Raw genomic sequence first — 23,999 nt, 5'->3', positions numbered from 1 at the left:
CTCAACCAATGAATTACTTACAACGCTTTATTTCAGTTATTTTAGCGCTTTTTGCTTTTTCTCATGCTTTTGCTAATGTATGGACTATTGCCATAGACCCAGGTCACGGCGGTAAGGACCCTGGTGCTATTGGGCGTAACCTTAATATTTATGAAAAAAACGTTACCCTTTCTATTGCTCGTGAGCTAAAAAAACTATTAGATAAGGATCCTAACTTCCGAGCAGTGCTTACTCGTAAAGGCGATTATTATATTTCGGTTCCACAGCGTTCTGAAATCGCACGTAAACATAAAGCAAACTACCTTGTATCAATTCATGCTGATTCCTCTGTATCAACTTTATTACGTGGCGCATCCGTTTGGGTTCTATCCAATCGCCGTGCCAATAGCGAAATGGGTCAGTGGTTAGAAGATCATGAAAAACGTTCTGAATTATTAGGTGGTGCGGGTAATGTATTAGCCTCACACAAAGAAAAATACCTCGATCAAACTGTATTAGATCTCCAATTTGGACATAGCCAGCGAGCTGGTTACGAGCTAGGTTCTATTGTTCTACGTCATTTTGCTCGTATTGCAACTTTAAGCCGTAACACACCTCAACACGCCAGTTTAGGTGTCTTACGTTCCCCTGATATTCCTTCCATTTTGGTTGAAACAGGTTTTCTTTCCAATGTAGAAGAAGAAAAAAAATTAAACACATTGGCTTATCGTAAGCAACTAGCAAAAGTCATTTATGAAAGTTTAGTGGAATATCGTAACCGCAATTTTAAAGCGGAATTCAGTTCTATTAAGGAAAATCATCAACCGAAACAAAATAAAAGTGCGGTTGATAAAACGGAAGAAATTCAAATCAAAGATAGTGGCATTCGTCATAAAGTAAAATCTGGCGAAAGTTTAGGTGGATTAGCTGCCAAATATAAAGTAAAAACAAAGGATATTATCAGCTTAAATAAGCTTAAACGTAATGAGCTTTGGATTGGTGAAACAATAAAAATTCCTGAAAATAGTAAAAATAGCGTTCAGGAAAAACCTCAGAATTCAATCAAAGAAAAAACGACTAGCAAAAATAAAACTGAGCCTAAAGATAAATCAGTTGCCCCTGTTAAAAATAAAGAAAAAACTGAGGATAAATCGAAGAAATTCCATATAGTACAAAAAAATCAAACACTCTATGCAATTTCACGTGAATACAATATTCCTGTGAGCACCTTGCTCAAACTCAACCCGAAATTAAAAGAAGGTAAAGTGCAAACAGGACAAAAAATTAGGCTACATGACTAAGGATCAGCAAACTTATGGCAATTAAAATTCTTCCTCCGCAACTGGCTAACCAAATAGCTGCTGGCGAAGTGGTAGAACGCCCCGCGTCCGTCGTCAAAGAGCTGGTTGAAAATAGCTTAGATGCAGGCGCAACTCGTATTCAAATTGAGATAGAAAATGGCGGTGCCAGCTTAATCCGCATTCGAGATAATGGCATTGGAATTGCCAAAGATGAACTCAGTTTAGCCTTGGCTCGCCATGCCACAAGTAAAATTGCCAGCCTTGAAGATCTGGAAATGATTTTAAGTTTAGGCTTTCGTGGCGAAGCACTGGCAAGTATAAGCTCCGTTTCTCGCTTAACCTTAACCTCTCGAACAGAGCAACAAAATGAGGCTTGGCAAGTTTATGCACAAGGGCGAGATATGGAAACGACCATTACGCCAGCCTCACATCCTGTTGGCACAACAGTTGAAGTGGCAAATTTATTTTTTAATACGCCAGCTAGACGCAAATTTCTGCGTACCGACAAAACCGAATTTGCACATATTGATGAAGTCATTCGCCGTATTGCTTTGGCTAAACCACAAGTTGCTTTTACTTTGAGTCATAACAATAAACTTGTACGCCAATATAAAAGTGCGGTCACAGATGAGCAAAAAATTAAACGCATCGCCGCGATTTGTGGTCAAGATTTTGTGCAAAATGCCCTACATATAGATTGGAAACATGATGAGCTACATCTTTCTGGGTGGATAGCGCAACCACAATTTACGCGTAGCCAAAACGACCTTAGTTACAGTTATATCAATGGCAGAATGGTACGCGATAAAGTAGTTACTCATGCTATTCGTCAAGCCTATGCTGAATATCTTAACAATGAGCAATACCCAGCTTTTGTCTTATTTATTGATCTCAATCCAAACGAAGTGGATGTAAACGTACACCCAACAAAACATGAGGTTCGCTTTCATCAAGCTCGCCTTATTCATGATTTTATTTATCAAGGCATTGCCGATGCCTTAAGTTCTGAGCAGAAAAATATTCCGATGAATAATGATACTGCTTGTCTCGAAGTTGCAGAACCACAAGGAATATGGCGTTCATCAACAAGCCAACAAGTAAATCGTGCCGCAGCAGGTGAAAATATTTTTACCCAACAATACCGAGAGAGTGAAAAATCCTCTCAATTTAAACCGCACTTTAGCTCAAATTACAATACAGTTGCACCAAATTACCCCAAAACAACGCCAAGCAAGACGGAGCAAAAGATCTATGGGGAATTGTTAAGTACAAATGAAGAAAAAACAGCAACGTCCTCTGTAACAATAAATCAATTTATGCACAATCTGGCTAATACGCTCAGTGAACAAAAAAATGTTTTACATGCACTTGCGTTGATAAAAAACAAAGCCTTGTTATTACAACAAAATCAGCAACATTTTTTACTTTCTATTAAGGCATTACAGCATCTCAATGTCAGCTTGCAATTACAACAAGATAGCGTTGCACAGCAAGCCTTGCTGATCCCAATTTTATTGCGTTTAAATGAACAACAATATAAATCTTGGCAACAACAAGCGCCTTTTTTTCAACAAATAGGTTTCGAGTTCACTGAAAATGCCACGCAACATCGAATAACCTTAAATCGTTTACCTCATTGCTTGCGTACACAAAACATACAAAAGTTAGTGTTAAGCTTATTAGAACAAACTCATGAAAAATATGAGCTATTTTTTACTGCACTTTGCGCCCAATTAGAATTTCAATCGCTTAGTACATTTTCCGATGCAGTGACGTTGCTCACAGAAACAGAGCAACGACTTTCAAGCAAAAACCAAACCGCACTCCAATCGCTTTTAGTGGAAATAGATTGGCAACAATATTTAGATAAATTGCAATGAACAAAAAACCAACGGCTATTTTTTTAATGGGGCCAACGGCCTCTGGCAAAACTGATCTCGCTATCCAATTACGCCAAGAACTTCCTGTGGAAGTGATTAGTGTTGATTCAGCGCTTATTTATAAAGGCATGGATATTGGCACAGCTAAACCTAATGCGCAAGAATTGGCTTTAGCGCCTCATCGTCTGATCGATATTAAAGATCCAAGTGAAAGCTACTCTGCCGCAGAATTTCGTCATGATGCATTACGAGAAATGGCTGAAATTACTCAACAAGGTAAAATCCCTCTGCTTGTGGGCGGCACCATGTTGTATTACAAAGCCTTATTAGAAGGGCTTTCCCCTTTGCCTTCAGCTGATGAAAAAGTGCGGTTGGAAATAGAGCAAAAAGCAGCACAAATCGGTTGGGCTGAATTACATAAAGAATTAGCCAAGATTGACCCTATTTCAGCTCAGCGCATTAATCCCAATGATAGCCAACGCATTAATCGAGCCTTGGAGGTTTTCTATTTGACAGGACAATCATTGACTGAATTAACTGCACAAAAAGGCGAGGAAATTCCTTACAATATTCTACAATTCGCTATTGCGCCACAAGATAGAGCCATTTTGCATCAACGTATTGAACAGCGTTTCCACAAAATGATTGAGCAAGGCTTTCAACAAGAAGTGGAAAAACTGTATCAGCGTACCGATTTACATCCAGATCTACCCTCTATTCGCTGTGTGGGTTATCGACAAATGTGGGAGCATTTGCGTGGCGATTATGATAAAGAAGAGATGATTTTTCGCGGAATTTGTGCCACAAGACAATTAGCCAAACGCCAAATTACTTGGTTGCGAGGTTGGAAATCACCAATTGAATGGCTGGATAGTTTAAATCCTAAGGAAGCCAAAGCAAAAATTTTGCAAGTATTTTCTGGATAAAAAACATAAAGATAACCGACGCAAACGTTTAAATAATTAGACATAAAAACAAATAATTGCTATATTGACGAGCGGAGAAAGTGTGTTATCTCCAATCTATCCCCTATAATTAATATAAGAAGGAAAGTAAAATGGCAAAAGGACAATCATTACAAGATCCTTATTTAAACGCTTTACGTCGTGAGCGTATTCCTGTATCAATCTACTTAGTTAATGGTATTAAACTTCAAGGTCAAATCGAGTCTTTTGACCAATTTGTAATTTTATTAAAAAATACAGTTAACCAAATGGTTTATAAACACGCTATTTCAACTGTTGTTCCAGCGCGTTCAGTTTCTCATCACAATAATACTCAGCATCACCACAATGCGCATGCACAAGAAACACAAGTAGAAGCAGTTGCTGAAACATCTGCTGAATAACCTTGAATACACATAAAAACTCTGAAATACAAACTGTAGAAATACAAACAAAAAGTGCGGTGGATTTAACACAAAATCCTACCGCACTTTCTTCTAGCTCAAATTCTCCCCTGCCAGATAGCGCAATTGTTGTTCATACATTTTTCTCGCAAAATAAAAACCTTGAAGATTTACAAGAATTCCAACTTCTAGCTAAATCTGCCAACGTAGAAATTCTTTCAGTGATTACTACTTCACGCACTACGCCACAAGCAAAATATTTTGTTGGACAAGGAAAAGCGGAAGAAATAGCTCAGGCTGTTGAACAACTCAATGCGGATATTGTTTTAGTTAACCATAGCTTAACCCCTGCACAAACTCGTAATTTAGAAAGTATCTGCAAATGTCGTGTAGTCGATAGAACAGGCTTGATTTTAGATATTTTTGCGCAAAGAGCACGTTCACATGAAGGGAAATTACAAGTTGAATTAGCGCAACTGAAACATCTCGCAACTCGTCTTGTTCGCCGTAAAACAGGTTTAGATCAACAAAAAGGTACGGTGGGATTGCGTGGACCTGGCGAAACACAATTAGAAACAGATCGCCGTTTAATTAAAGTACGCATTGCTCAATTACAAAATCGCTTGGAAAAAGTAGCAAAACAGCGCAATCAAAATCGCCAAACTCGACAAAAAGCGGATATTCCAACCATTTCTCTAGTAGGCTATACCAATGCTGGAAAATCCACTTTATTTAATACCCTCACACAAGCGAATGTGTATGCAGCAGATCAGCTTTTTGCAACCTTGGATCCCACTTTAAGACGCCTACAAATTCAAGATGTGGGAACCTGTGTGCTTGCGGATACCGTTGGATTTATTCGTGAACTACCCCATGATCTTGTATCTGCCTTTAAATCCACGTTACAAGAAACCACTGAGGCAAGTTTATTACTTCATGTAATTGATGCTGCCGATAGCCGTAAATTAGAAAATATCTTGGCTGTAAATGAAGTTTTAACTGAAATTAAGGCGAACCAAGTCCCAACGCTTTTAATTTATAACAAAATCGATCAGCTGGAAAATGTCCAACCCCATATTGAAGTTGATGAAGAAAATAAACCCATTGCAGTTTATCTTTCAGCCCAACTCAATCAAGGATTAGATTTGCTATTTGAGGCAATTCGACAAAGATTAAGCCATGAAATTCTACATTTAGAAATAAAACTTGAAGCTCAGCAAGGAAAAATTCGTCATCATCTTTATCAACTGAACTGTGTTCAACAAGAACAAATCAGTGAGCAAGGCGAGTTTTTACTCAATATTCACATAGATAAAATTGGATGGTTGAAATTAAGTAAGCAATTTCCACTACTACAATCTTTCTATCAATCCCCAAAAACTGACGAAATATAGACCGCACTTTTGCTTATTTAGCAATACCATATTGCTTTAATTTGTTGGCAATAGCAGTGTGTGAAACCCCTAAGCGAGCTGCTAATTTTCTGGTACTTGGATATTGCTCATAAAATTTTTGCAATACCATAGCCTCAAATTTATTCATTATTTGCTCTAAAGTTTCATTCGCAAATTGTTCCACGCTCACTGGTAAAATTTCTTGCGCTAATAAATTCAAATCAGCAATGGATAATTCATTATTTTTGGCTAACGAACAAGCACGATACAAGGCGTTATACAGCTCACGCACATTACCAGCCCAAGTATAATTGGTTAAATATTGGATAAATTGCTCATTAAAGTGCGGTACTAAAATAGAGAGTTTTTCACTAATTTGACGGATAAAAATTTCTGTAAGAGGTGCTATATCTTCCGTTCTTTCACGCAATGGCGGAATAGTTAAACTGAGTACATTCAGGCGATGAAATAAGTCTTCACGCATTTTCCCTTGCTCCACATAGTTCTGAAGTGGAATTTGCGAGGTACAAATCATGCGCACATTAGCATAATGCTCTTTCTCTTCACCCACACGGCGAAAGGTACCATCGTTCAAAAAGCGCAACAGTTTTGCTTGTAGCTCTAAAGACAATTCTGCCACGCTATCTAATAAAACCGTACCGCCATTAGCATATTCAAAAAAACCGAGGGTTTCATTGCCTTTATCGAAACGCCCAAACATCTCACTTTCCGCATCTTCCGTAGGTAAACCTGCACAGTTTATAGCGATAAATGGTTTATTCTGGCGAGCGCTCGCATTATGACTTGCCTTTGCAATCAAATCCTTTCCTGTCCCAGTTTCCCCTTGAATAAGTAAGGGTGCATCAAGTCCAGCAAAAGCCTTTGCTGTTTCAATTAACGCCTGCATTTTGGTACTTTTACATACAATATCATCAAAAGAAATCAGCTTTGTCATAAGTTGCTCCAGTCAAAATAAGTTGAGCTAGTATTCTAAACTGAGCACAAAAAATGTAAAGAAAAATGAACACCTAGAATAAAAATTTACAGCTTTTATAAAAATATTCTCAGAACACTTATTTTTTATTTCTGACCGCTCTTTTATACGACACAATCTGTCGTAATACTTTTTATATTTCATCTTGTTAGAACAAGAGGAGGATATATGAAAAACGATTTAGATTATGCCATTTCACTCATTCGCCAAGCGGACAGCATTTTAATTACCGCAGGGGCGGGAATGAGTGTAGATTCTGGTTTGCCTGATTTTAGAAGCTCAGGCGGTTTTTGGAATGCCTATCCTCCACTACAAAAAACAGGCTTAAACTTCGCCCAGACTGCCACACCACAGGTTTATCAAGATTATCCCGATATTGCCTACTGGTTCTTTGGACATCGCCTAAATCAATATCGCAATGCCATACCGCACGAAGGCTACCAAATTTTAAAACGTTGGGGAGAAGCCAAGCCAAACGGATACTTTGTTTTCACCAGTAACGTTGATGGGCAATTTCAAAAAGCAGGGTTTGATCATAAACGCATTTGCGAAATTCATGGCACTTTGCACCGCTTGCAATGTATGAAAAATTGTAAAGGACTGACTTGGTCGTCCGATGAATTTATGCCAATCACCGATGATGAACAGTGTAAATTATTGAGTGACCCGCCACGCTGTCATTACTGTAATAGCTTGGCTCGCCAAAATGTATTGATGTTTAATGATTACGATTTTGCAAATGCCCGATACCTTATACAGAAAACGCATTTACAAAGCTGGCTGGCGAGAGTAAATAACCTTGTGGTGATTGAACTTGGTGCAGGTAAAGCCGTACCAACGGTGCGAAACTTTTCGGAACGCACAGCAAAGCAGAAAAAAGCGGGCTTTATTCGTATCAATAACAAAGAAGCAGGAGTGCCTAAAATGCACTTTTTAAGCCTTGAAATGAACATTTTAAACGCTCTGAAAATGCTCGATGAACGCTTAATATTGGCGGAATTTGATGAATGGATTGAAAGCAACGAACATTATCGGCGAGTTTTCCCCGAAGTGCTTACCGCTTTAACAGACAATCCCGAACGCTCAATTTCATCTTTACAACGCCAATTCTCACTCGGTTTCAATTCTGCGATCCGAATGCGAGAAATGGCAACATTAAAACTCAGTCATTTGCCAAAAAATTCGCAAAATGAACCTCTTGTAACGGAGGAAAAATGAAAATCTATTTTCAAACAGCTGTAATTAAAGCCATATTGCAACAACATGAAAGCCAAGCTCAAGGCTTAAAAGCGAGTTTTAAAGGGAGAACTGTTGAAATTCGCTCAGAGTATTGGGATCCCTGCTTAACGCTTATTTTTACCCAACATAGGCACAACCATTTTGAAGGCTATTACTGGTGTGAAAAGCAGGAAAATGGCGAAATAGTCTTTGATATGCCGATCAATATTGATGTGAAAATCGGCAAAAAATCAGGCAAGTACTACGATTGGTGTCAGCATTATGGCTTTAAACAAGGGCAAACGACCTTATTTGATCACCCAGAAGATCTGCTAGAACAAGCGATGTTCCAATATTTATGCCAACCGATTGAACAAGGCAAAACCCTTTGCCCGATTAAATGGTACACAAAAGGAGGAATGTCTGCAGAGTTTCAAATTTGCCCTAAATACCAACTTACATAAAATAAAATTCAAATAAATAATCCTGAATCAGTGAATTTATATCAACAAAATAAGAAGGAAAACTAAAATGACAACGAATAACTTACCTAAAATTGTCGTGCTAACAGGAGCGGGCATTTCCGCAGAGTCTGGTATTCGCACTTTTCGTGCTTCCGATGGCTTATGGGAAAATCACTCCATTGAAGATGTAGCAACACCAGAAGGCTTTCTGCGTAATCCAGAGCTTGTGCAGCAGTTCTATAACGAACGCCGAAGACAGCTGCTATCCCCCGAAATTAAACCAAATGCAGCACATATTGCCCTGGCTAAATTAGAAGAAAAGTTCGGTGATAATCTACTGTTAGTGACGCAAAATGTCGATAACTTACACGAACGTGCTGGCTCTAAAAACATTATCCATATGCATGGCGAATTGCTCAAAGTGCGGTGTGTTTTTAAGGATACAGTTTACGATTGGGATAAAGATATTACTTATAAAGATCGCTGTACTTGCTGTTCACAGCCAAGAAAACTTCGCCCGCATATCGTTTGGTTTGGTGAAATTCCTTTTGAAATGGAGCGAATTTATGATGCCCTAAGTGAGTGCGATTATTTTATTTCCATTGGCACATCGGGAAATGTTTATCCCGCTGCAGGTTTTGTACAAGAAGCCAACCGAGCTGGTGCACAAACCATTGAATTAAATCTTGAACCTAGCTTAACGGGATCGGCATTTAAATCATCACGCTATGGCAAAGCCACCGAAATTGTGCCGAAGTTTGTTGAAGAGCTATTGCAAAATGTTTGAGATTTAAATTAAGCATAGTTTTTAATAACAATAATAAACGAAAAGAGCAGATAAAATGAATAATTGGCATATTACCTTCTGCCAACAAATAGGTAGCAATAAAAAGCATAATCAAGATGCACTTTTTAATGGCGAGCAAGCTTTTCAATATAAATTGAAAAAAGCAGAAACCATTTGTTTGGCAAAAGATCCTATTATTTTAGGAATTGCAGACGGTATTTCCAGTAGTCCTCAATCACAGCTTGCTAGCCGATTTGTGATGGAGCAGTTAGCTCAGTGCCAAAACCTTAACACTCAATGGCTTAGAAAGGTTCAACAGCAATTATCACAAACACTGGCAAGCCGTTATTTAGGTGCTTCCACCACCTTTGTTGGTGCAGAAATATCTACTTCAGGAAAAGGTAAAATCCTCAATGTTGGCGACAGCCGAGCCTATAAAATTACTACCACAGGCGAATGGTTACAACTCAGTTTTGACCATACTTTATTTAACGAAATGCAAGCTCAACAACTTGCTCAAAGCGAAATTGAATATGCCAGTATTTATCATATTTTGTCTGATTATTTAGTGGCAGATGATACGGATAGCGATTTCAAAATTTATTCCGCTGAATTTCAATTACAACAGGGTGAAAATTTATTGCTCTGTTCCGACGGCTTAACCAATTATATTTCCGAACAACAACGCAAGCTCATTTGGCAAAAATACCCCACCAATAAACAGCGTTTAACTGTTTGCAGAAAATTGCTCAAAAAGCACCGCTCTTATGATGATTTTTCAGTGGTGGTTTGTGAGCTTGTTTAGATTTATGGAAAGATTATAATCTTGCCTTCAATCATAAGGAGAAAAAATGACAGAATTATCAGCAGAAATAACCAACGTTGAGGATATTTTAAAGGAAAATTTAGCTATCCCTGAATATCAACGTGCATATAAATGGACTCAGCGTAATGTTCAGCAATTACTTGATGATCTTTGGTTTCATTTCAATTATAAACCAAATTATCGGATAGGTGCTGTTGTATTACATGAAGATGAAGAAAATAAACTTAATATTGTTGATGGTCAGCAGCGTATTATTACATTATCTTTAATATTATTTAATTTAGAAAAAGAAATAAAAACAGATAAAAAGTTAATGTCTAACGGTATTTTAGTCAGGTTGACATTAAGGCACCAAATTAGTATTGATAATATTAAAAATAATAATGAAGTTATTAAAAACTTTATTCAAGATATTTCGCCTGAGAAAAAGTCAGATTTTTATAATTATATTTTAAAATGTGAAATGGTAAGAATCTGTCTAAAAGACATAGATAAAGCTTTCCAATTTTTTGATGCACAAAATGCAAGGGGAAAATCTCTTGCACCTTATGATTTATTAAAAGCCTATCATTTAAGAGAGTTTGAGCCAGATAATCCAAATGTTCTTCAGTCTGTTGAAAATTGGGAAAATGCGGTTGATACTCAAAAAGGAGCGAATTTAAATAAAGTTATTAGTCAAACGTTATTTAGATTAAGACGCTGGGATAAATTGAGAGGAGCAGAATATTTTGAAAATGAAGATATTGTGGATTTTAAAGGTGTGAGTCAATCTTGTCATTATCCTTATGTTAGACAGGCTCTAGCAGGAAATGCAATGCATCTAAGCTATAAACTAAATCCATTTATGTTTAGTGAAAAATTTGCTCAACCTATTTTTCAAACAAATCAAGTCATTATCAATGGGCAATCTTTCTTTGAATATATTGAACATTATCGTAAATCCCACGATTTTTTATTTCATGCTGAAAAAGGCTATTTAAACAGAGTATATTTTGGGTCAGAAGAAAAAAGTTTATTAGCTTTTTTAAATAGTTATCATGGAAATTGGCGCGTTGGTGATCAATATGTGAGAAACCTATTTGAATGTGTACTACTTCGTTATTATGATAAATTTGGATTAGATGAAATAGAAAGAGCAATTACACTCTGTTTTAGATGGGCATATCGAATCAGACTAATAAAAACAAGGGTATTTTTTAGTACTGTTGAAAATGAAGCAAATAGTATAAATGGATTATTGTTTCATATTAACAATTCAATTACACCAAAAGATGTTTTCTGCTTTTCTATACCAAAATATAAAGTGGAGTTTCAAGCACAAGATTTGGTTGACTTAGAAAAATTAGAAGTAGATCAAAAATAGGAAGATAAAAATGAGTAATCAAATAGAAAAACTTAAGATCAATGATTTGGCAATTTCTGGAAGTTATATAGTACCCATTTATCAACGTAATTATGCTTGGGGAGATACTGAAATAAATTTGTTATTAGATGATATTCTTTATGCATTTAAAAAGAATAAGGCAAATAAAAAGAATAAGGCAAAATATTATATTGGTAGTTTAGTCGTTTTTAAACGAGATAATAATTTTGAGGTCATTGATGGTCAACAGCGTCTTACTACCTTAAGTATTTTGTTAAGTTCTTTAGAAAATAAAAGAAATATTAATCTATCCTTTCAACATAGGGAGGCATCTAATAACAGCCTTAAAAAAATAGAAGACGTTATTCAATCCCCTAGAATTGAAGAAGGCTTTGAAATAATAGGAAGAAAATTAGCAGGAATTAAGAAAATATTAGGAATTAATTATTCAGAGTTTGAAGATTTTATACTAGAAAACGTCATTATTCTACGCACAGAGGTTCCTGAGCATACAGATCTTAATCATTATTTTGAAATTATGAACAGCCGAGGTGAGCAACTTGAGAAACATGAAGTTGTAAAAGCAAGGCTAATGGATTTACTTGAAAAATCAGATAGTAATGAACAAAAAGCATTTTCAATGATTTGGAATGCTTGTTCAAATATGGATTTTTATGCTTTGAAAGGATTTCCTTATTCTTCTAAAAAAGAAGAGTCTTTAAGAACAAAATTATTTGGTGACGATTGTAATGGTACACTTTTCTCAATGAAATTTGATGATTTAAAATCTCATTTTGAAAGCTCAACTAGCTCTAAAAATATAGCTAGTTTGAAAGATATATTAGCGGGAAATAACCAATCAGAAAATTTATATAATGATGAAAATTTTTCAAAAGAAGAAAAAACAGATGCAAAATTCAATTCAATAATTGATTTTCCTAATTTCTTGATGCATGTGCTCAGAATTTATTTGAAAAATAAAGAGCTCCCATTAAATGATAAAGAGCTAATTACGCAGTTCGAGAAAATAACTACCTCAGATCAAGCCAAAGAATTTATTATGGTTCTTTTACGTACGAGATTGTTATTTGATCGATATATCATTAAATCAAAACCTGATATTGAAGATGGCTGGAGTTTGAAAGGGTTAAAAAACTACTCAACTTATTTTAAAGAAGTAGATACCTTTGGAAATGCTTGGGAAAAGCCATCTTCTTCAGAAGAAGATGATAATAAAGCAGATGCAAATGACCAATATAAAAAAATAAACCAAGAGAAAATTATAAAACTTCTTTCAATGTTCCATGTTTCTTTTAGACAACGGATCTATAAAGAATGGTTATATGATGTACTTGAATGGCTTTATGCTAAAAATGAAGATAAATATAGTATCAATGCAAGTAGTTATATTTCTTTCTTAGAAAAGCTAGCTAATAAATATTATTGCGATGGCAGAGGGGATGAAAATCCATTATTAAATGATAAGTTTCTATCAAGTAAAGAAAGTAAACTTAATCAAGGAACTGGAGTAAACAACTATGTATTTAATTACTTAGATTATTTAATCTGGAGAGATGGTAATTTATGTGATAAAGCTTCAAAATTTTTACCCTTAGATAAGTTCAAGTTTTCGATGTCAAGAAACTCAATTGAACATTATTTTTCTCAAAATAGAGTTTCTGAACTTAAAGATAATAGCTTATTAGATAACTTTGGCAATCTGTGCTTAATTTCTAATTATCAAAATTCATCGTTGAGTGATCATAGCTGTGAAAGCAAAAAATCACGTTATGAAAATAAGGAATTGCAATGTGTAAGTCTAAAACAAGCAATTATGTTGAGCTATAAGAAATGGAATGATAAAAGAATAAAAAGACATAACAAGGCTATGCGCGAAATTCTCGCGAAGGAAATATCAAATGTAAGTAAGAAAAAAGAAGCTCAGAGTACAAAAGAGCAATCTGAAAATACTATTCAATAATCACCATAAAAAACCGCACTTTTCACAAAGTGCGGTTCTTTTTTCATTAAATTTCAATGAAATTTATAACGCTTTCAAAATATCATCTACTCTTTCTTTCGCATCACCAAATAGCATTTGGGTGTTTTCTTTGAAGAATAGCGGATTTTGAACACCAGCATAGCCAACAGCCATTGAGCGTTTAAACACGATAACATTTGCAGCATTCCAAACTTCCAATACAGGCATTCCTGCGATTGGACTATTTGGATCGTCCATTGCCGCAGGGTTTACAGTGTCATTTGCACCGATAACTAATACAACATCGGTATCAGCAAAATCTTCATTGATTTCGTCCATTTCTAAAACAACATCATAAGGCACTTTTGCTTCTGCTAATAACACGTTCATGTGGCCTGGTAAACGTCCTGCTACTGGGTGAATACCAAAGCGTACATTTACACCACGTTCACGCAATTTCGCTGTAATTTCTGCTACTGGATATTGTGCTTGTGCTACTGCCATGCCATATCCCGGAGTGATAATCACAGAACTTGCATTTTTTAACATTTCTGCTACTTCTTCCGCAGTAGTTTCACGATGTTCGCCCTGTTCTTCAGTTGAGCTTGCTTGAACATCATTACCAAAGCCACCAGCGATAACGCTGATAAATGAGCGGTTCATTGCTTTACACATGATATAAGACAGAATTGCACCTGATGAACCTACTAAAGCACCAGTTACGATGAGTAAGTCATTATTTAGCATGAAACCTGCTGCTGCCGCTGCCCAACCAGAATAGGAGTTCAACATAGAAACAACTACTGGCATATCTGCCCCACCAATAGAAGCAACTAAATGCCAACCAAAGGCAAGAGCAATCGCAGTCATCACTAATACAGGGAAAATATTATGTGGGTTGTTTAAGAAAACGATCATTAATAATGCAGATACCACTAACGCTGCTAAGTTTAACTTATGCTTGTGCGGTAAATTTAGCGCTTTTGAATTTAAACGACCGTTTAGCTTTCCGAATGCAACAACTGAGCCAGTAAATGTTACCGCACCTATGAAGATTCCAAGAAATACTTCTACGTTATGAATATTAGCTAAGACAGCCTGTTCAGCTTCAAACGCTGCCTTTTGTTGCGCTAATAATGCTTGTGCAGCTTCTGTTACATACTCAACGCCTTCTGGAACAACAAATTGTGCAGTTTCATGTAAACCAAAACTATTAAAGCCAACCAGAACAGCTGCTAAACCTACAAAGCTGTGTAAAATCGCCACTAACTCAGGCATTTCAGTCATTTCAACTTTCATTGCACGCTGAATACCGATTACAGCACCTGCAGCCATTGCGATAATAATCCAAACTAAACCTTGTGAATATGGACCAAAAATAGTGGCAACAAGTGCAATTGCCATACCAATAATGCCATACCAACAACCCGCTTTAGCAGTTTCATGTTTAGAAAGACCTGCTAAGCTCATAATGAAAAGTAATGCCGCTACAATATAGGCAGCTTGTACTAAACCTTCAGACATCGCTTTTTCTCCTTAACCTTTTCTAAACATTGCAAGCATACGTTGAGTAACTTTGAAGCCACCGAAAATATTGATACTTGCTACCAAAATCGCAATAAAGGCGAGGATACTAATAAAAAATCCGCCTTGTGCAATTTGTAATAATGCACCCACGATAATAATGCCTGAAATCGCATTAGTTACCGCCATAAGAGGTGTATGCAATGCATGACTTACGTTCCATACAACGTAATATCCAACCACACAAGCTAATACGAATACGGTAAAGTGCGATAAAAATGCAGCAGGCATAACAGAACCAAGCCATAGGAATAATACGCCTACTGCGCCCATGATGCCGTATTTAATACGAGGATCTGCTGGTTTTTCTTCTTTCTTCGCTACTGGCTCTGCGGCTTTTTGTTGAGGTTGCGCAGAAACTTGAATTGGTGGAGCTGGCCAAGTGACTTCGCCTTCACGAACAACAGTAACACCACGCAATACTACATCTTCAAAATCAATATTGATATTGCCATCTTTTTCTTTGCATAGAAGTTTCAGCAAGTTGACTAAGTTGGTGCCATAAAGTTGAGAGGATTGTGTCGGTAGGCGACTTGGGAAATCAGTATAACCAATGATTTTAACTTGATTATCGGTTACCACCACTTCGCCAGCTTTGGTTAATTCACAGTTACCGCCTGTGGCTGCTGCTAAATCAACAATAACGCTACCCGGTTTCATGGATTCTACCATTTCTTTCGTCAATAAGCGTGGAGCTGGTTTACCCGGAATAGCCGCTGTTGTAATAATAATATCAACATCTTTGGCTTGCTCTGCATAAAGTGCCATTGCTCGACGGTTAAACTCTTCTGACATAACTTTAGCATAGCCATCACCACTTCCACCTTCTTCCTTGAAGTCAATTTCAAGGAAATCAGCGCCCATTGATTTCACTTGTTCTTTTACTTCTGGGCGAGAGTCAAAGGCACGAACAATGGCACCAAGGCTGTTTGCTGCACCAATTGCCGCTAAACCAGCCACACCAGCACCAATTACAAGCACTTTTGCAGGTGGAACTTTACCAGCTGCGGTAATTTGCCCTGTAAAGAAACTACCAAACTCATGAGCAGCCTCAATAACAGCACGATAACCAGAAATATTTGCCATTGAACTTAACGCATCTAAGGCTTGAGCACGAGAAATACGTGGGACTGCATCCATTGCTAGCACATTAATTTTTTTCGCGGATAATTTTTCCATTAATTGTGGATTTTGCGCAGGCCAAATAAAGCTAACGAGCGTGGCTCCTTCTTTAATTTGTGCAATTTCAGCATCTGTTGGTGCATTTACTTTAAAAATAATATCTGCATTCCAAACATCTTGCGCTGAACCAATTTTTGCGCCAGCGTTTACAAACGCTTGATCTTCAAAACTCGCATTAAAACCAGCATTATTCTCAACAAGGACTTCAAAACCAAGTTTTAAAATCTGTTGAACGGTTTTTGGCGTTGCAGCCACACGACTTTCATTATCAAGCAGTTCTCTAGGTACACCAATTAACATAATGTTTCCTTCAAATTGATTGATTAAAAAAATTGGGAGATAAAATCGCCCAAGCCCTTTAAGATGACAAAAGTCAAACGAGAATAAATGTACCACTAATCCGCTAAAAATAAAGCTATTTTCTCAAAATTTTCGGCAATTGATTAAATCCAAATATTTTTCAGATAAAATGGCTAAAATACTTCAAACTATGAAACAACAAGGATTTTTATGCAATTACCAAATTTACAATCAGCAACCTTAATTCGCCGCTATAAACGTTTTTTGGCAGATGTAGAATTAAGCAATGGAGAAATTTTAACAATTCATTGTGCAAATACAGGAGCAATGACAGGTTGTGGAGAAAAGGGCGATACTGTCTGGTACTCAACATCAAATAGCACCACGCGCAAATATCCTCATTCTTGGGAGTTAACCAAACTCAAAAATGGCAATATGGTTTGTATAAATACACACCGTTCTAATCAACTTACTTTGGAAGCCTTACAAAATAAGCAAATTAAAGAATTAGCTATGTATGATGAAATACTTCCTGAAGTTAAATATGGTGAAGAAAATAGTCGAATAGATTTTTTACTCAAAGGCAACGGCTTACCTGATTGCTATGTGGAAGTGAAATCCGTGACTTTAGTAAAAAATAATTTGGGCATGTTTCCTGATGCTGTTACAACGAGGGGACAAAAACATTTGCGTGAATTAATGGCAATGAAAAAATTAGGCTATCGTGCAGTGGTATTTTTTGCTGGATTGCATAATGGTTTCGATCATTTCAAAATCGCAGAATATATCGATCCTGAATATAACAAATTACTTCGCCAAGCTATTCAACAAGGTGTTGAAGTCTATGCTTATGCTGGAGAGTTTACATTTTCTCAGCAAATTCCTACCGCACTTTCATTGACAGAGGTCGTACCTTATATCGAGTAAGTTTTTGAGAATAATTTTCATTTAGTTATTGACAATCTATTTGAGAACAATTATCATCTAAATCACTCAAACAATAATAGATAATCACTCCAACATTTCAGCGCTTCTTCCCCCACAAGAGAAGCGCTTTTTTTATGGATAACCTAGCTCAAGACTTTTCATTTCAATAATAATCTCTATAATGTTGCCTTTAACTTTTCACATATAACAAGGATCACTATGACTGATATTAATGTTGTACTTGCAGAATTAAAACGTGGTGTTGATGAAGTACTTTCCGAACAAGATCTAATAGAAAAACTCAAAGAAAATAGACCATTAAAAATCAAATTAGGCGCAGATCCAACCGCACCTGATATTCATCTTGGGCATACTGTCGTTTTAAATAAACTTCGTCAATTTCAACAATTCGGTCATGAAGTTATCTTCCTTATTGGCGACTTTACAGGTATGGTTGGCGATCCTTCTGGTAAAAATGCAACTCGTCCTCCATTAAGTCGTGAAGATGTTTTACGCAATGCGGAAACCTATAAACAACAAATTTTCAAAATTCTAGATCCACAAAAAACCAGAGTTGTATTTAATTCCGAATGGTTAGGCAAACTGGGGACTGAAGGCATGATCCGCCTTGCTTCAAACTATACTGTAGCTCGTATGTTAGAACGTGATGACTTCAAAAAACGCTTCGCAAACAACCAGCCTATAGCTATTCATGAATTCATTTATCCATTACTACAAGGCTATGACTCCGTTGCTTTAGAAGCAGATGTAGAGTTAGGTGGTACCGATCAAAAATTCAATTTATTAGTAGGTCGTGAATTACAGAAATCATCAGGACAAAAACCTCAAGTTGCGATTACATTGCCTTTATTAGTTGGTTTAGACGGCGAGAAAAAAATGTCTAAATCCCTTGGTAACTATATCGGTGTTACTGATGCGCCAAGTGATATGTTCGGTAAAATCATGTCAATTTCCGATGAACTTATGTGGGATTGGTATAATCTATTATCATTCCGTCCACTTACTGAAATTGCTCAATTAAAAGCAGATGTGGAAAATGGTCGCAATCCACGTGATATTAAAATCTTACTTGCGAAAGAAATTATTGCTCGTTTCCACAGTGCTGAAGAAGCAGATCATGCAGAACAAGAATTTATTAACCGTTTCCAAAAAGGCGCAATGCCTGATGAAATGCCTGAATTTACTTTCACAGGCGAAATGGGGTTAGCAAACCTATTAAAAGAGGCTGGACTTGTTGGCTCAACTTCTGAAGCTATTCGTATGGTACAACAAGGCGGTGTCAAAATTGATGGCGAAAAAGTCGAAAATGCAAAACTGACTATTTCAGCCTCAACAGCAGTTTACCAAGTTGGAAAACGTAAGTTTGCCCGCATTACAGTTAAATAAACAATCTATACCATTTAAAGATGAGGAGTTCGCTCCTCATTTTTATTTTCAATACCTCCTACCAGCTAAAATTTCTAATAAAATCACTGATTTTTTTACAAAAAAGGCATAGAATAGGGGGCGCATTTGCACCTTAATAGAAATGTTGTTAAAGTGCGGTTTTATTTTGTGCTAAATCATTTTTAGGAAAAACAGATGAGCCAAGAATTTTTAGATTTTGAACTACCTATCGCTGAATTAGAGGCGAAAATTGAGGCTTTACGTTCAGTTTCACAACAAGATCAAAATATTAATTTAGATGATGAAATTGCTCGCTTACAGAAAAAAAGTGCGGAGCTAACACAAAAAACTTTTGCTAATTTAGACGCTTGGCAAGTATCTCGTATGGCTCGCCACCCTAATCGTCCTTATACTTTAGATTACATTGAACATATTTTTACAGATTTCCAAGAACTTGCTGGTGATCGTGCTTTTGCTGATGATAAAGCTATTGTAGGAGGATTGGCTCGTTTAGATGGTCGTCCAGTTATGGTTATCGGTCATCAAAAAGGACGCAGTGTTAAAGAAAAAGTAAAACGTAACTTTGGCATGCCTGCCCCTGAAGGCTATCGTAAAGCATTACGCTTAATGCAAATGGCAGAACGTTTTAATCTGCCAATTATTACATTCATCGACACCCCGGGCGCTTATCCAGGCGTTGGTGCTGAGGAAAGAGGTCAATCCGAAGCCATTGCGCGCAATTTACGTGAAATGTCAACATTAAAAGTACCTGTGATTTGTACCGTTATCGGCGAAGGTGGATCAGGCGGTGCACTTGCGATTGGTGTTGGCGATAAAATCAATATGTTGCAATACAGTACTTACTCTGTTATTTCGCCTGAAGGTTGTGCGTCAATTCTATGGAAAAGTGCTGAAAAAGCATCAACTGCTGCAGAAGTTATGGGCTTAACGGCTACACGTTTACATGAACTAAAACTTATTGATAGCATTATTGAAGAACCTTTGGGTGGCGCACATCGTAGCTATGAAACAATGGCAAACAATCTGAAACAGCGCTTATTGACAGATCTGGCTGATTTAGATTTATTGGATCAAGATACCTTATTGGAGCGCCGTTACAAACGCTTAATGAGCTACGGCTATTGCTAAATTATTATAAGAATATAGGGCGGTTTTATACCGCTCTTTTCTATTTTTAGTTGTTACATTTATGTATACAGCTGGACTTGAATAATTAGTAAAGTTTTATACCGCTCTTTTCTATTTTTAGTTGTTACATAGGAGGAAAAAATGAAGAATATTCTCTCAATTCAATCTCATGTTGTTTATGGTTATGCAGGCAATAAATCTGCAACGTTCCCAATGCAATTATTGGGCATTGATGTGTGGGCATTAAACACTGTGCAATTTTCTAACCACACACAATACGGAAAATGGACTGGTATGGTCATTCCAAAAGAACAAATCGGTGAAATTGTGCAAGGCATTGACAATATTGGCGAACTTCATCAATGTGATGCGGTTCTCTCTGGCTATATTGGCTCAGCAGAACAAGTAGAAGAAATCATTAAAGCCTTCCACAAAGTCAAAGAACGTAATCCAAAAGCCATTTATTTATGCGATCCTGTGATGGGACACCCTGACAAAGGCTGCATTGTCGCTGATGGAGTGAAAGAAGGGCTAATAAAAACAGCAATGGCACAAGCGGATATTATCACGCCAAATGTAGTGGAATTAAGAGAGCTAAGCGGTTTAGCCGTGGAAAACTTTGAGCAAGCTATTGAAGCGGTAAAAGTCATTTTGAGCAAAGGCCCGAAAAAAGTATTAGTCAAACATTTAAGTCGTGTTGGTAAAGATGCAACACAATTTGAAATGTTATTAGCAAATGAAGAGGGCATTTGGCACATCAGCCGCCCATTACATGATTTCAGCAAAGAGCCTGTTGGCGTAGGTGATTTAACTGCAGGTTTATTCCTCGCTAACTTATTAAATGGAAAATCTGATGTAGAAGCCTTTGAACATACAGCAAATGCGGTAAATGATGTAATGGAAACTACTCATAACGCTGGTGTTTATGAACTGCAAACTATCGCATCTCGTGAATGGATTGTTAAGCCGAAAAGCCAATATAAAGCAGTAAAAATCGGCTAATCTTATAAAATTATAGTAGGGGCGATTGCTCCTACTTTTATCATGCTCAATCAACTTCCAACATAATCCTATGGATTTATTACAACAGCTACAAAATCAATTAGAGCAATTCCCTAGTCAAAATAAATTTCTACTGGGATTTAGTGGCGGGTTAGACTCAACAGTACTTGTTTCCTTATTCGCAAAACTCAGAAAAAAACAACCTCACTTATCTTTGCGTGCAATCCATATTCATCATGGATTAAGCAAGAACGCGGATAGTTGGGCTTTTCATTGTCAGCAAGTTTGTCAACAGCTCGGCATTCCTTTTATTTGTGAAAAAGTCCAAGTGGATCGAGCGCAAGGAATTGAGGCTGGTGCGCGTGAGGCCCGTTATCAAGCCATTGCACAACATCTGCAAGAAAATGAAATTCTTGTCACGGCTCATCATCAACAAGATCAAATCGAAACTTTTTTCTTAGCCTTAAAACGTGGTAGTGGCTTACAAGGATTAGGCGCAATGCAAGTGCATAATTGGATTTTTAATGTACCTGTTCTACGTCCCCTTTTACATTGTACTAGACAGCAATTTGAGCATTATGCACAAAAGGAAAAACTTCGTTGGATTGAAGATGAAAGTAACGCAGATAATCGCTACGAACGTAACTTTTTGCGCAATGATATTCTGCCTAGACTTCGCCAACGTTGGCAACATTTTGATAATTCAGTTCAACGCAGTGCACAACATTGTTTTGAGCAACAACAATTAATTAATGAATTGCTCCATGAAGAATTTAACAAAATTTACGATAAATCTGACCGCACTTTATCTATTGTTAATTTCCATACTTATTCAATTTTAAAGCAAAAAGCTTTATTACGAACTTGGTTACAACAGCAGCATATTTTGATGCCCTCCACTATTCAGTTGGATCAGATCATACAAAATGTTATTCAGGCACAAGAAGATCGTAACCCAACATTCAAACTTGGCGAACAAGTCATACGCCGTTACCAAAAACGCCTTTATATTACGCCAACATTACAAGATTTAACTCATCTTCGCTTGAGCATTAAAGCTAATGAATGTATTAATTTGCCTGACAATTTAGGTCAAATTTGTTTATTGGAGCAAGACAAACATTTACAAATCACTTGGCAAGATAAACAGGTTTTATTACCGTTAACGCAAGAAAAAATAGAAATTCGCTTTAGTTATTCGGGTAAAGTCAAACTTCCTCAAGGGTTTCATCAAGAAATGAAAAAGTGCTGGCAAGAACATAATGTTCCCGTATGGCAACGCGCTCGCATTCCGTTGATTTTTTATGGCGATACATTCAAAAGTGCGGTCGGTTTTTTTGATAATTTTGAGTAAAATTTGGGGTAAATACTAAAAATTCAGCATTGTGTAGTAAATGCAAAAAACTTTAAATCAGTGAAAAAATAAGGACGCCACGCTGGCGTCCCTAAAAATACTCTTCTATTTGATCATTGTTCAACTGCTACAAATATCATATTTTTTAATCTAAAATTTTTTATTCAACAAACGATCACTAATAGTTCCTGCAACCATTGCTCCGTTTACGTTAAGTGCGGTACGTCCCATATCAATTAGCGGTTCAATAGAAATTAGTAACCCAACTAATTCCAATGGCAACCCAAGAGTTGATAGCACCACGATAGCGGCAAAAGTTGCACCGCCGCCCACGCCTGCAATGCCAAAAGAAGAAATGGCTACGACTAGGATTAAAGTTAAAATATAACTCACACTAAATGGATCCACGCCTACAGTAGGTGCCACCATTACAGCTAACATAGCGGGATAAATACCTCCACAGCCATTTTGTCCTATCGTTGCTCCGAAAGTAGCGGCAAAATTAGCAATAACATTGTTATTACCTAATTTGTTAGTTTGAGTTTCAATATTGAGCGGAATAGTTGCCGCACTTGAACGAGAAGTGAAAGCAAAACTTAAGGTTGGTAATACTTTTTTATAGTAATCAAATGGATTAACTTTAAATAAGAAAAGTAAAATCCCATGCACTAAGAACATTAAGCCAATAGCCACATAAGAAGCCACAATAAAGTTGCCTAAATTGACAATATCTGCCCATTTTGATGTGGCTGACATTTTGATCATTAAAGCAAATACACCATAAGGGGTTAAACGAATGACAAAGCGAACTAAACGCATAATGAGTTTATTTAAGGTATCTACGCCTTGTACGATACGTTCACCTAAAGCTTTGTCCTCTTTGCCTAAACTTAAAGCAGCCACCCCTAAAAATGCAGAGAAAATAACTACGCTGATAATAGAAGTTGGATTAGCTCCAGTTAAATCTGCAAATGGATTTTTTGGAATAAAGGAAACCAGCATAGCTGGAATGCTCAAACCTGTTACTTGATCCGCTCTACTCAACACTTTAGTTTGTGCGGCTAATTCTCTATCTCCAGCCACTAATCCTTCGGCAGAAACACCAAAAATATAAACCATGGCAATACCAATAGCGGCAGCAATAGCTGTCGTAATAAGTAAAGTTGATAGCACACTAACACTGATTTTACCCAATGAACTGGTTTGATTAATACGTGAAATTGCCGATAAAATGGAAACAAATACCAAAGGCATCACGATCATTTGCAATAAACGTACATAACCATTGCCTACGATATTAATCCAATCTAATGTTGAACTTAATAATGGCTGTTCGTAATTAACTTGTAATAAAGTCCCACAAGCTAAACCAAGCAATAAACCGATAAAAACCGTTTGTCCTAGTTTTTGAGTTTTGCGAAATAAAATCGCTAATAACAATAGCAACGCCACGAAAATGGCTAAGTTAACAATAAGCATAATAATCCTCCTATCTCAAAGGAGTAAAAAACTAACAAATTTTATAACAAAAACAAAATGCTGTTTTGTTATATGATATA

The 23,999-nt window shown here is 36.8% G+C and carries 19 protein-coding genes and 1 pseudogene; 16 read left to right on the top strand and 4 right to left on the bottom strand.

Features of this window, described 5'->3' with window-relative positions; genetic code table 11:
• Positions 1 to 8: 8 nt before the first annotated feature.
• From B0186_RS01320 to hflX, 5 genes are all read left to right on the top strand, one after another.
• A complete protein-coding gene (locus B0186_RS01320; RefSeq protein ID WP_078217586.1) occupies positions 9 to 1,280 on the top strand; it encodes a LysM peptidoglycan-binding domain-containing protein in 1,272 nt (423 codons plus the stop codon).
• A 14-nt stretch (positions 1,281 to 1,294) separates the two neighbouring features.
• Positions 1,295 to 3,160, top strand: coding sequence for a DNA mismatch repair endonuclease MutL (mutL, locus tag B0186_RS01315; RefSeq protein ID WP_078217585.1), 1,866 nt, complete (start codon positions 1,295 to 1,297; stop codon positions 3,158 to 3,160).
• Positions 3,157 to 4,086, top strand: coding sequence for a tRNA (adenosine(37)-N6)-dimethylallyltransferase MiaA (miaA, locus tag B0186_RS01310; protein ID WP_078217584.1), 930 nt, complete (start codon positions 3,157 to 3,159; stop codon positions 4,084 to 4,086). The genes mutL and miaA overlap by 4 nt, the downstream gene beginning before the upstream one ends.
• Positions 4,087 to 4,217: 131 nt before the next feature.
• Complete coding sequence (gene hfq, locus B0186_RS01305; RefSeq protein WP_078217583.1) at positions 4,218 to 4,508, top strand: RNA chaperone Hfq; 291 nt, start codon at positions 4,218 to 4,220, stop codon at positions 4,506 to 4,508.
• Positions 4,509 to 4,549: 41 nt separating this feature from the next.
• Positions 4,550 to 5,902, top strand: coding sequence for a ribosome rescue GTPase HflX (gene hflX, locus B0186_RS01300; protein WP_172459667.1), 1,353 nt, complete (start codon positions 4,550 to 4,552; stop codon positions 5,900 to 5,902).
• A 13-nt stretch (positions 5,903 to 5,915) separates the two neighbouring features.
• On the opposite strand, the gene B0186_RS01295 is transcribed toward hflX, so the two are convergent.
• Positions 5,916 to 6,857, bottom strand: coding sequence for a sigma 54-interacting transcriptional regulator (locus B0186_RS01295; protein ID WP_078217581.1), 942 nt, complete (start codon positions 6,855 to 6,857; stop codon positions 5,916 to 5,918).
• 207 nt (positions 6,858 to 7,064) lie between these two features.
• Between B0186_RS01295 and B0186_RS01290 the strand changes: the two are divergent.
• The 6 genes and pseudogenes from B0186_RS01290 to B0186_RS01265 form a co-directional block, all read left to right on the top strand.
• Positions 7,065 to 7,883 (top strand): annotated as a pseudogene (locus tag B0186_RS01290) (SIR2 family NAD-dependent protein deacylase); the annotation flags it as partial.
• A 227-nt stretch (positions 7,884 to 8,110) separates the two neighbouring features.
• A complete protein-coding gene (locus B0186_RS01285; RefSeq protein ID WP_078217579.1) occupies positions 8,111 to 8,578 on the top strand; it encodes a hypothetical protein in 468 nt (155 codons plus the stop codon).
• A gap of 67 nt (positions 8,579 to 8,645) precedes the next feature.
• Entirely contained in the window at positions 8,646 to 9,365 is a 720-nt protein-coding gene (gene cobB, locus B0186_RS01280; protein WP_078217578.1) for a Sir2 family NAD+-dependent deacetylase, read from the top strand.
• Positions 9,366 to 9,420: 55 nt separating this feature from the next.
• Positions 9,421 to 10,170, top strand: a complete 750-nt coding sequence (locus B0186_RS01275) for a PP2C family protein-serine/threonine phosphatase (protein WP_078217577.1) — start codon at positions 9,421 to 9,423, stop codon at positions 10,168 to 10,170.
• A 46-nt stretch (positions 10,171 to 10,216) separates the two neighbouring features.
• Complete coding sequence (locus B0186_RS01270) at positions 10,217 to 11,554, top strand: DUF262 domain-containing protein (RefSeq protein ID WP_078217576.1); 1,338 nt, start codon at positions 10,217 to 10,219, stop codon at positions 11,552 to 11,554.
• Between the two features lie 10 nt (positions 11,555 to 11,564).
• On the top strand, positions 11,565 to 13,535 hold the full coding sequence (locus tag B0186_RS01265) for a GmrSD restriction endonuclease domain-containing protein (protein WP_078217575.1): 1,971 nt from the start codon (positions 11,565 to 11,567) through the stop codon (positions 13,533 to 13,535).
• 63 nt (positions 13,536 to 13,598) lie between these two features.
• On the opposite strand, the gene pntB is transcribed toward B0186_RS01265, so the two are convergent.
• Both pntB and pntA read right to left on the bottom strand, forming a co-directional pair.
• The gene (gene pntB, locus B0186_RS01260; protein ID WP_078217574.1) at positions 13,599 to 15,059 is read right to left on the bottom strand and encodes a Re/Si-specific NAD(P)(+) transhydrogenase subunit beta; all 1,461 of its coding nucleotides are present in this window, start codon (positions 15,057 to 15,059) and stop codon (positions 13,599 to 13,601) included.
• Between the two features lie 12 nt (positions 15,060 to 15,071).
• Positions 15,072 to 16,601 (bottom strand): Re/Si-specific NAD(P)(+) transhydrogenase subunit alpha, encoded by a 1,530-nt coding sequence (gene pntA, locus B0186_RS01255; protein ID WP_078217573.1) that lies wholly within the window; start codon positions 16,599 to 16,601, stop codon positions 15,072 to 15,074.
• A gap of 210 nt (positions 16,602 to 16,811) precedes the next feature.
• On the opposite strand from pntA, the gene sfsA reads away from it, so the two are divergent.
• The 5 genes from sfsA to tilS all read left to right on the top strand — a co-directional run bounded on the left by sfsA (position 16,812) and on the right by tilS (position 22,440).
• On the top strand, positions 16,812 to 17,528 hold the full coding sequence (gene sfsA, locus B0186_RS01250) for a DNA/RNA nuclease SfsA (RefSeq protein ID WP_078217572.1): 717 nt from the start codon (positions 16,812 to 16,814) through the stop codon (positions 17,526 to 17,528).
• Positions 17,529 to 17,747: 219 nt separating this feature from the next.
• A complete protein-coding gene (gene tyrS / locus B0186_RS01245) occupies positions 17,748 to 18,935 on the top strand; it encodes a tyrosine--tRNA ligase (RefSeq protein WP_078217571.1) in 1,188 nt (395 codons plus the stop codon).
• A 195-nt stretch (positions 18,936 to 19,130) separates the two neighbouring features.
• Entirely contained in the window at positions 19,131 to 20,084 is a 954-nt protein-coding gene (gene accA / locus B0186_RS01240; RefSeq protein ID WP_078217570.1) for an acetyl-CoA carboxylase carboxyl transferase subunit alpha, read from the top strand.
• Between the two features lie 141 nt (positions 20,085 to 20,225).
• Positions 20,226 to 21,086 carry a pyridoxal kinase PdxY gene (gene pdxY, locus B0186_RS01235; protein ID WP_078217569.1) on the top strand — a complete coding sequence of 287 codons (861 nt, stop codon included), beginning with the start codon at positions 20,226 to 20,228 and terminating at the stop codon, positions 21,084 to 21,086.
• 70 nt (positions 21,087 to 21,156) lie between these two features.
• Complete coding sequence (gene tilS / locus B0186_RS01230; RefSeq protein ID WP_078217568.1) at positions 21,157 to 22,440, top strand: tRNA lysidine(34) synthetase TilS; 1,284 nt, start codon at positions 21,157 to 21,159, stop codon at positions 22,438 to 22,440.
• A gap of 150 nt (positions 22,441 to 22,590) precedes the next feature.
• Here the strand turns inward: tilS and B0186_RS01225 are convergent, their stop codons facing one another.
• A complete protein-coding gene (locus B0186_RS01225) occupies positions 22,591 to 23,919 on the bottom strand; it encodes an L-cystine transporter (protein WP_078217567.1) in 1,329 nt (442 codons plus the stop codon).
• Positions 23,920 to 23,999 lie beyond the last annotated feature (80 nt).

Origin of the sequence: Canicola haemoglobinophilus, from assembly GCF_002015075.1 — a bacterium.
Classification (GTDB): Bacteria; Pseudomonadota; Gammaproteobacteria; order Enterobacterales; family Pasteurellaceae; genus Canicola; species Canicola haemoglobinophilus.
This window is presented reverse-complemented; position numbering and strand designations above follow the sequence as displayed.

Excerpts from the sequence above, each read along its gene's own strand:
- B0186_RS01320 (WP_078217586.1), top strand. The coding sequence starts at position 9 with ATGAATTACTTACAACGCTTTATTTCAGTTATTTTAGCGCTTTTTGCT.
- mutL (WP_078217585.1), top strand. The coding sequence starts at position 1,295 with ATGGCAATTAAAATTCTTCCTCCGCAACTGGCTAACCAAATAGCTGCT.
- miaA (WP_078217584.1), top strand. The coding sequence starts at position 3,157 with ATGAACAAAAAACCAACGGCTATTTTTTTAATGGGGCCAACGGCCTCT.
- hfq (WP_078217583.1), top strand. The coding sequence starts at position 4,218 with ATGGCAAAAGGACAATCATTACAAGATCCTTATTTAAACGCTTTACGT.
- B0186_RS01295 (WP_078217581.1), bottom strand. The coding sequence starts at position 6,857 with ATGACAAAGCTGATTTCTTTTGATGATATTGTATGTAAAAGTACCAAA.
- B0186_RS01285 (WP_078217579.1), top strand. The coding sequence starts at position 8,111 with ATGAAAATCTATTTTCAAACAGCTGTAATTAAAGCCATATTGCAACAA.
- cobB (WP_078217578.1), top strand. The coding sequence starts at position 8,646 with ATGACAACGAATAACTTACCTAAAATTGTCGTGCTAACAGGAGCGGGC.
- B0186_RS01275 (WP_078217577.1), top strand. The coding sequence starts at position 9,421 with ATGAATAATTGGCATATTACCTTCTGCCAACAAATAGGTAGCAATAAA.
- B0186_RS01270 (WP_078217576.1), top strand. The coding sequence starts at position 10,217 with ATGACAGAATTATCAGCAGAAATAACCAACGTTGAGGATATTTTAAAG.
- B0186_RS01265 (WP_078217575.1), top strand. The coding sequence starts at position 11,565 with ATGAGTAATCAAATAGAAAAACTTAAGATCAATGATTTGGCAATTTCT.
- pntB (WP_078217574.1), bottom strand. The coding sequence starts at position 15,059 with ATGTCTGAAGGTTTAGTACAAGCTGCCTATATTGTAGCGGCATTACTT.
- pntA (WP_078217573.1), bottom strand. The coding sequence starts at position 16,601 with ATGTTAATTGGTGTACCTAGAGAACTGCTTGATAATGAAAGTCGTGTG.
- sfsA (WP_078217572.1), top strand. The coding sequence starts at position 16,812 with ATGCAATTACCAAATTTACAATCAGCAACCTTAATTCGCCGCTATAAA.
- tyrS (WP_078217571.1), top strand. The coding sequence starts at position 17,748 with ATGACTGATATTAATGTTGTACTTGCAGAATTAAAACGTGGTGTTGAT.
- accA (WP_078217570.1), top strand. The coding sequence starts at position 19,131 with ATGAGCCAAGAATTTTTAGATTTTGAACTACCTATCGCTGAATTAGAG.
- pdxY (WP_078217569.1), top strand. The coding sequence starts at position 20,226 with ATGAAGAATATTCTCTCAATTCAATCTCATGTTGTTTATGGTTATGCA.
- tilS (WP_078217568.1), top strand. The coding sequence starts at position 21,157 with ATGGATTTATTACAACAGCTACAAAATCAATTAGAGCAATTCCCTAGT.
- B0186_RS01225 (WP_078217567.1), bottom strand. The coding sequence starts at position 23,919 with ATGCTTATTGTTAACTTAGCCATTTTCGTGGCGTTGCTATTGTTATTA.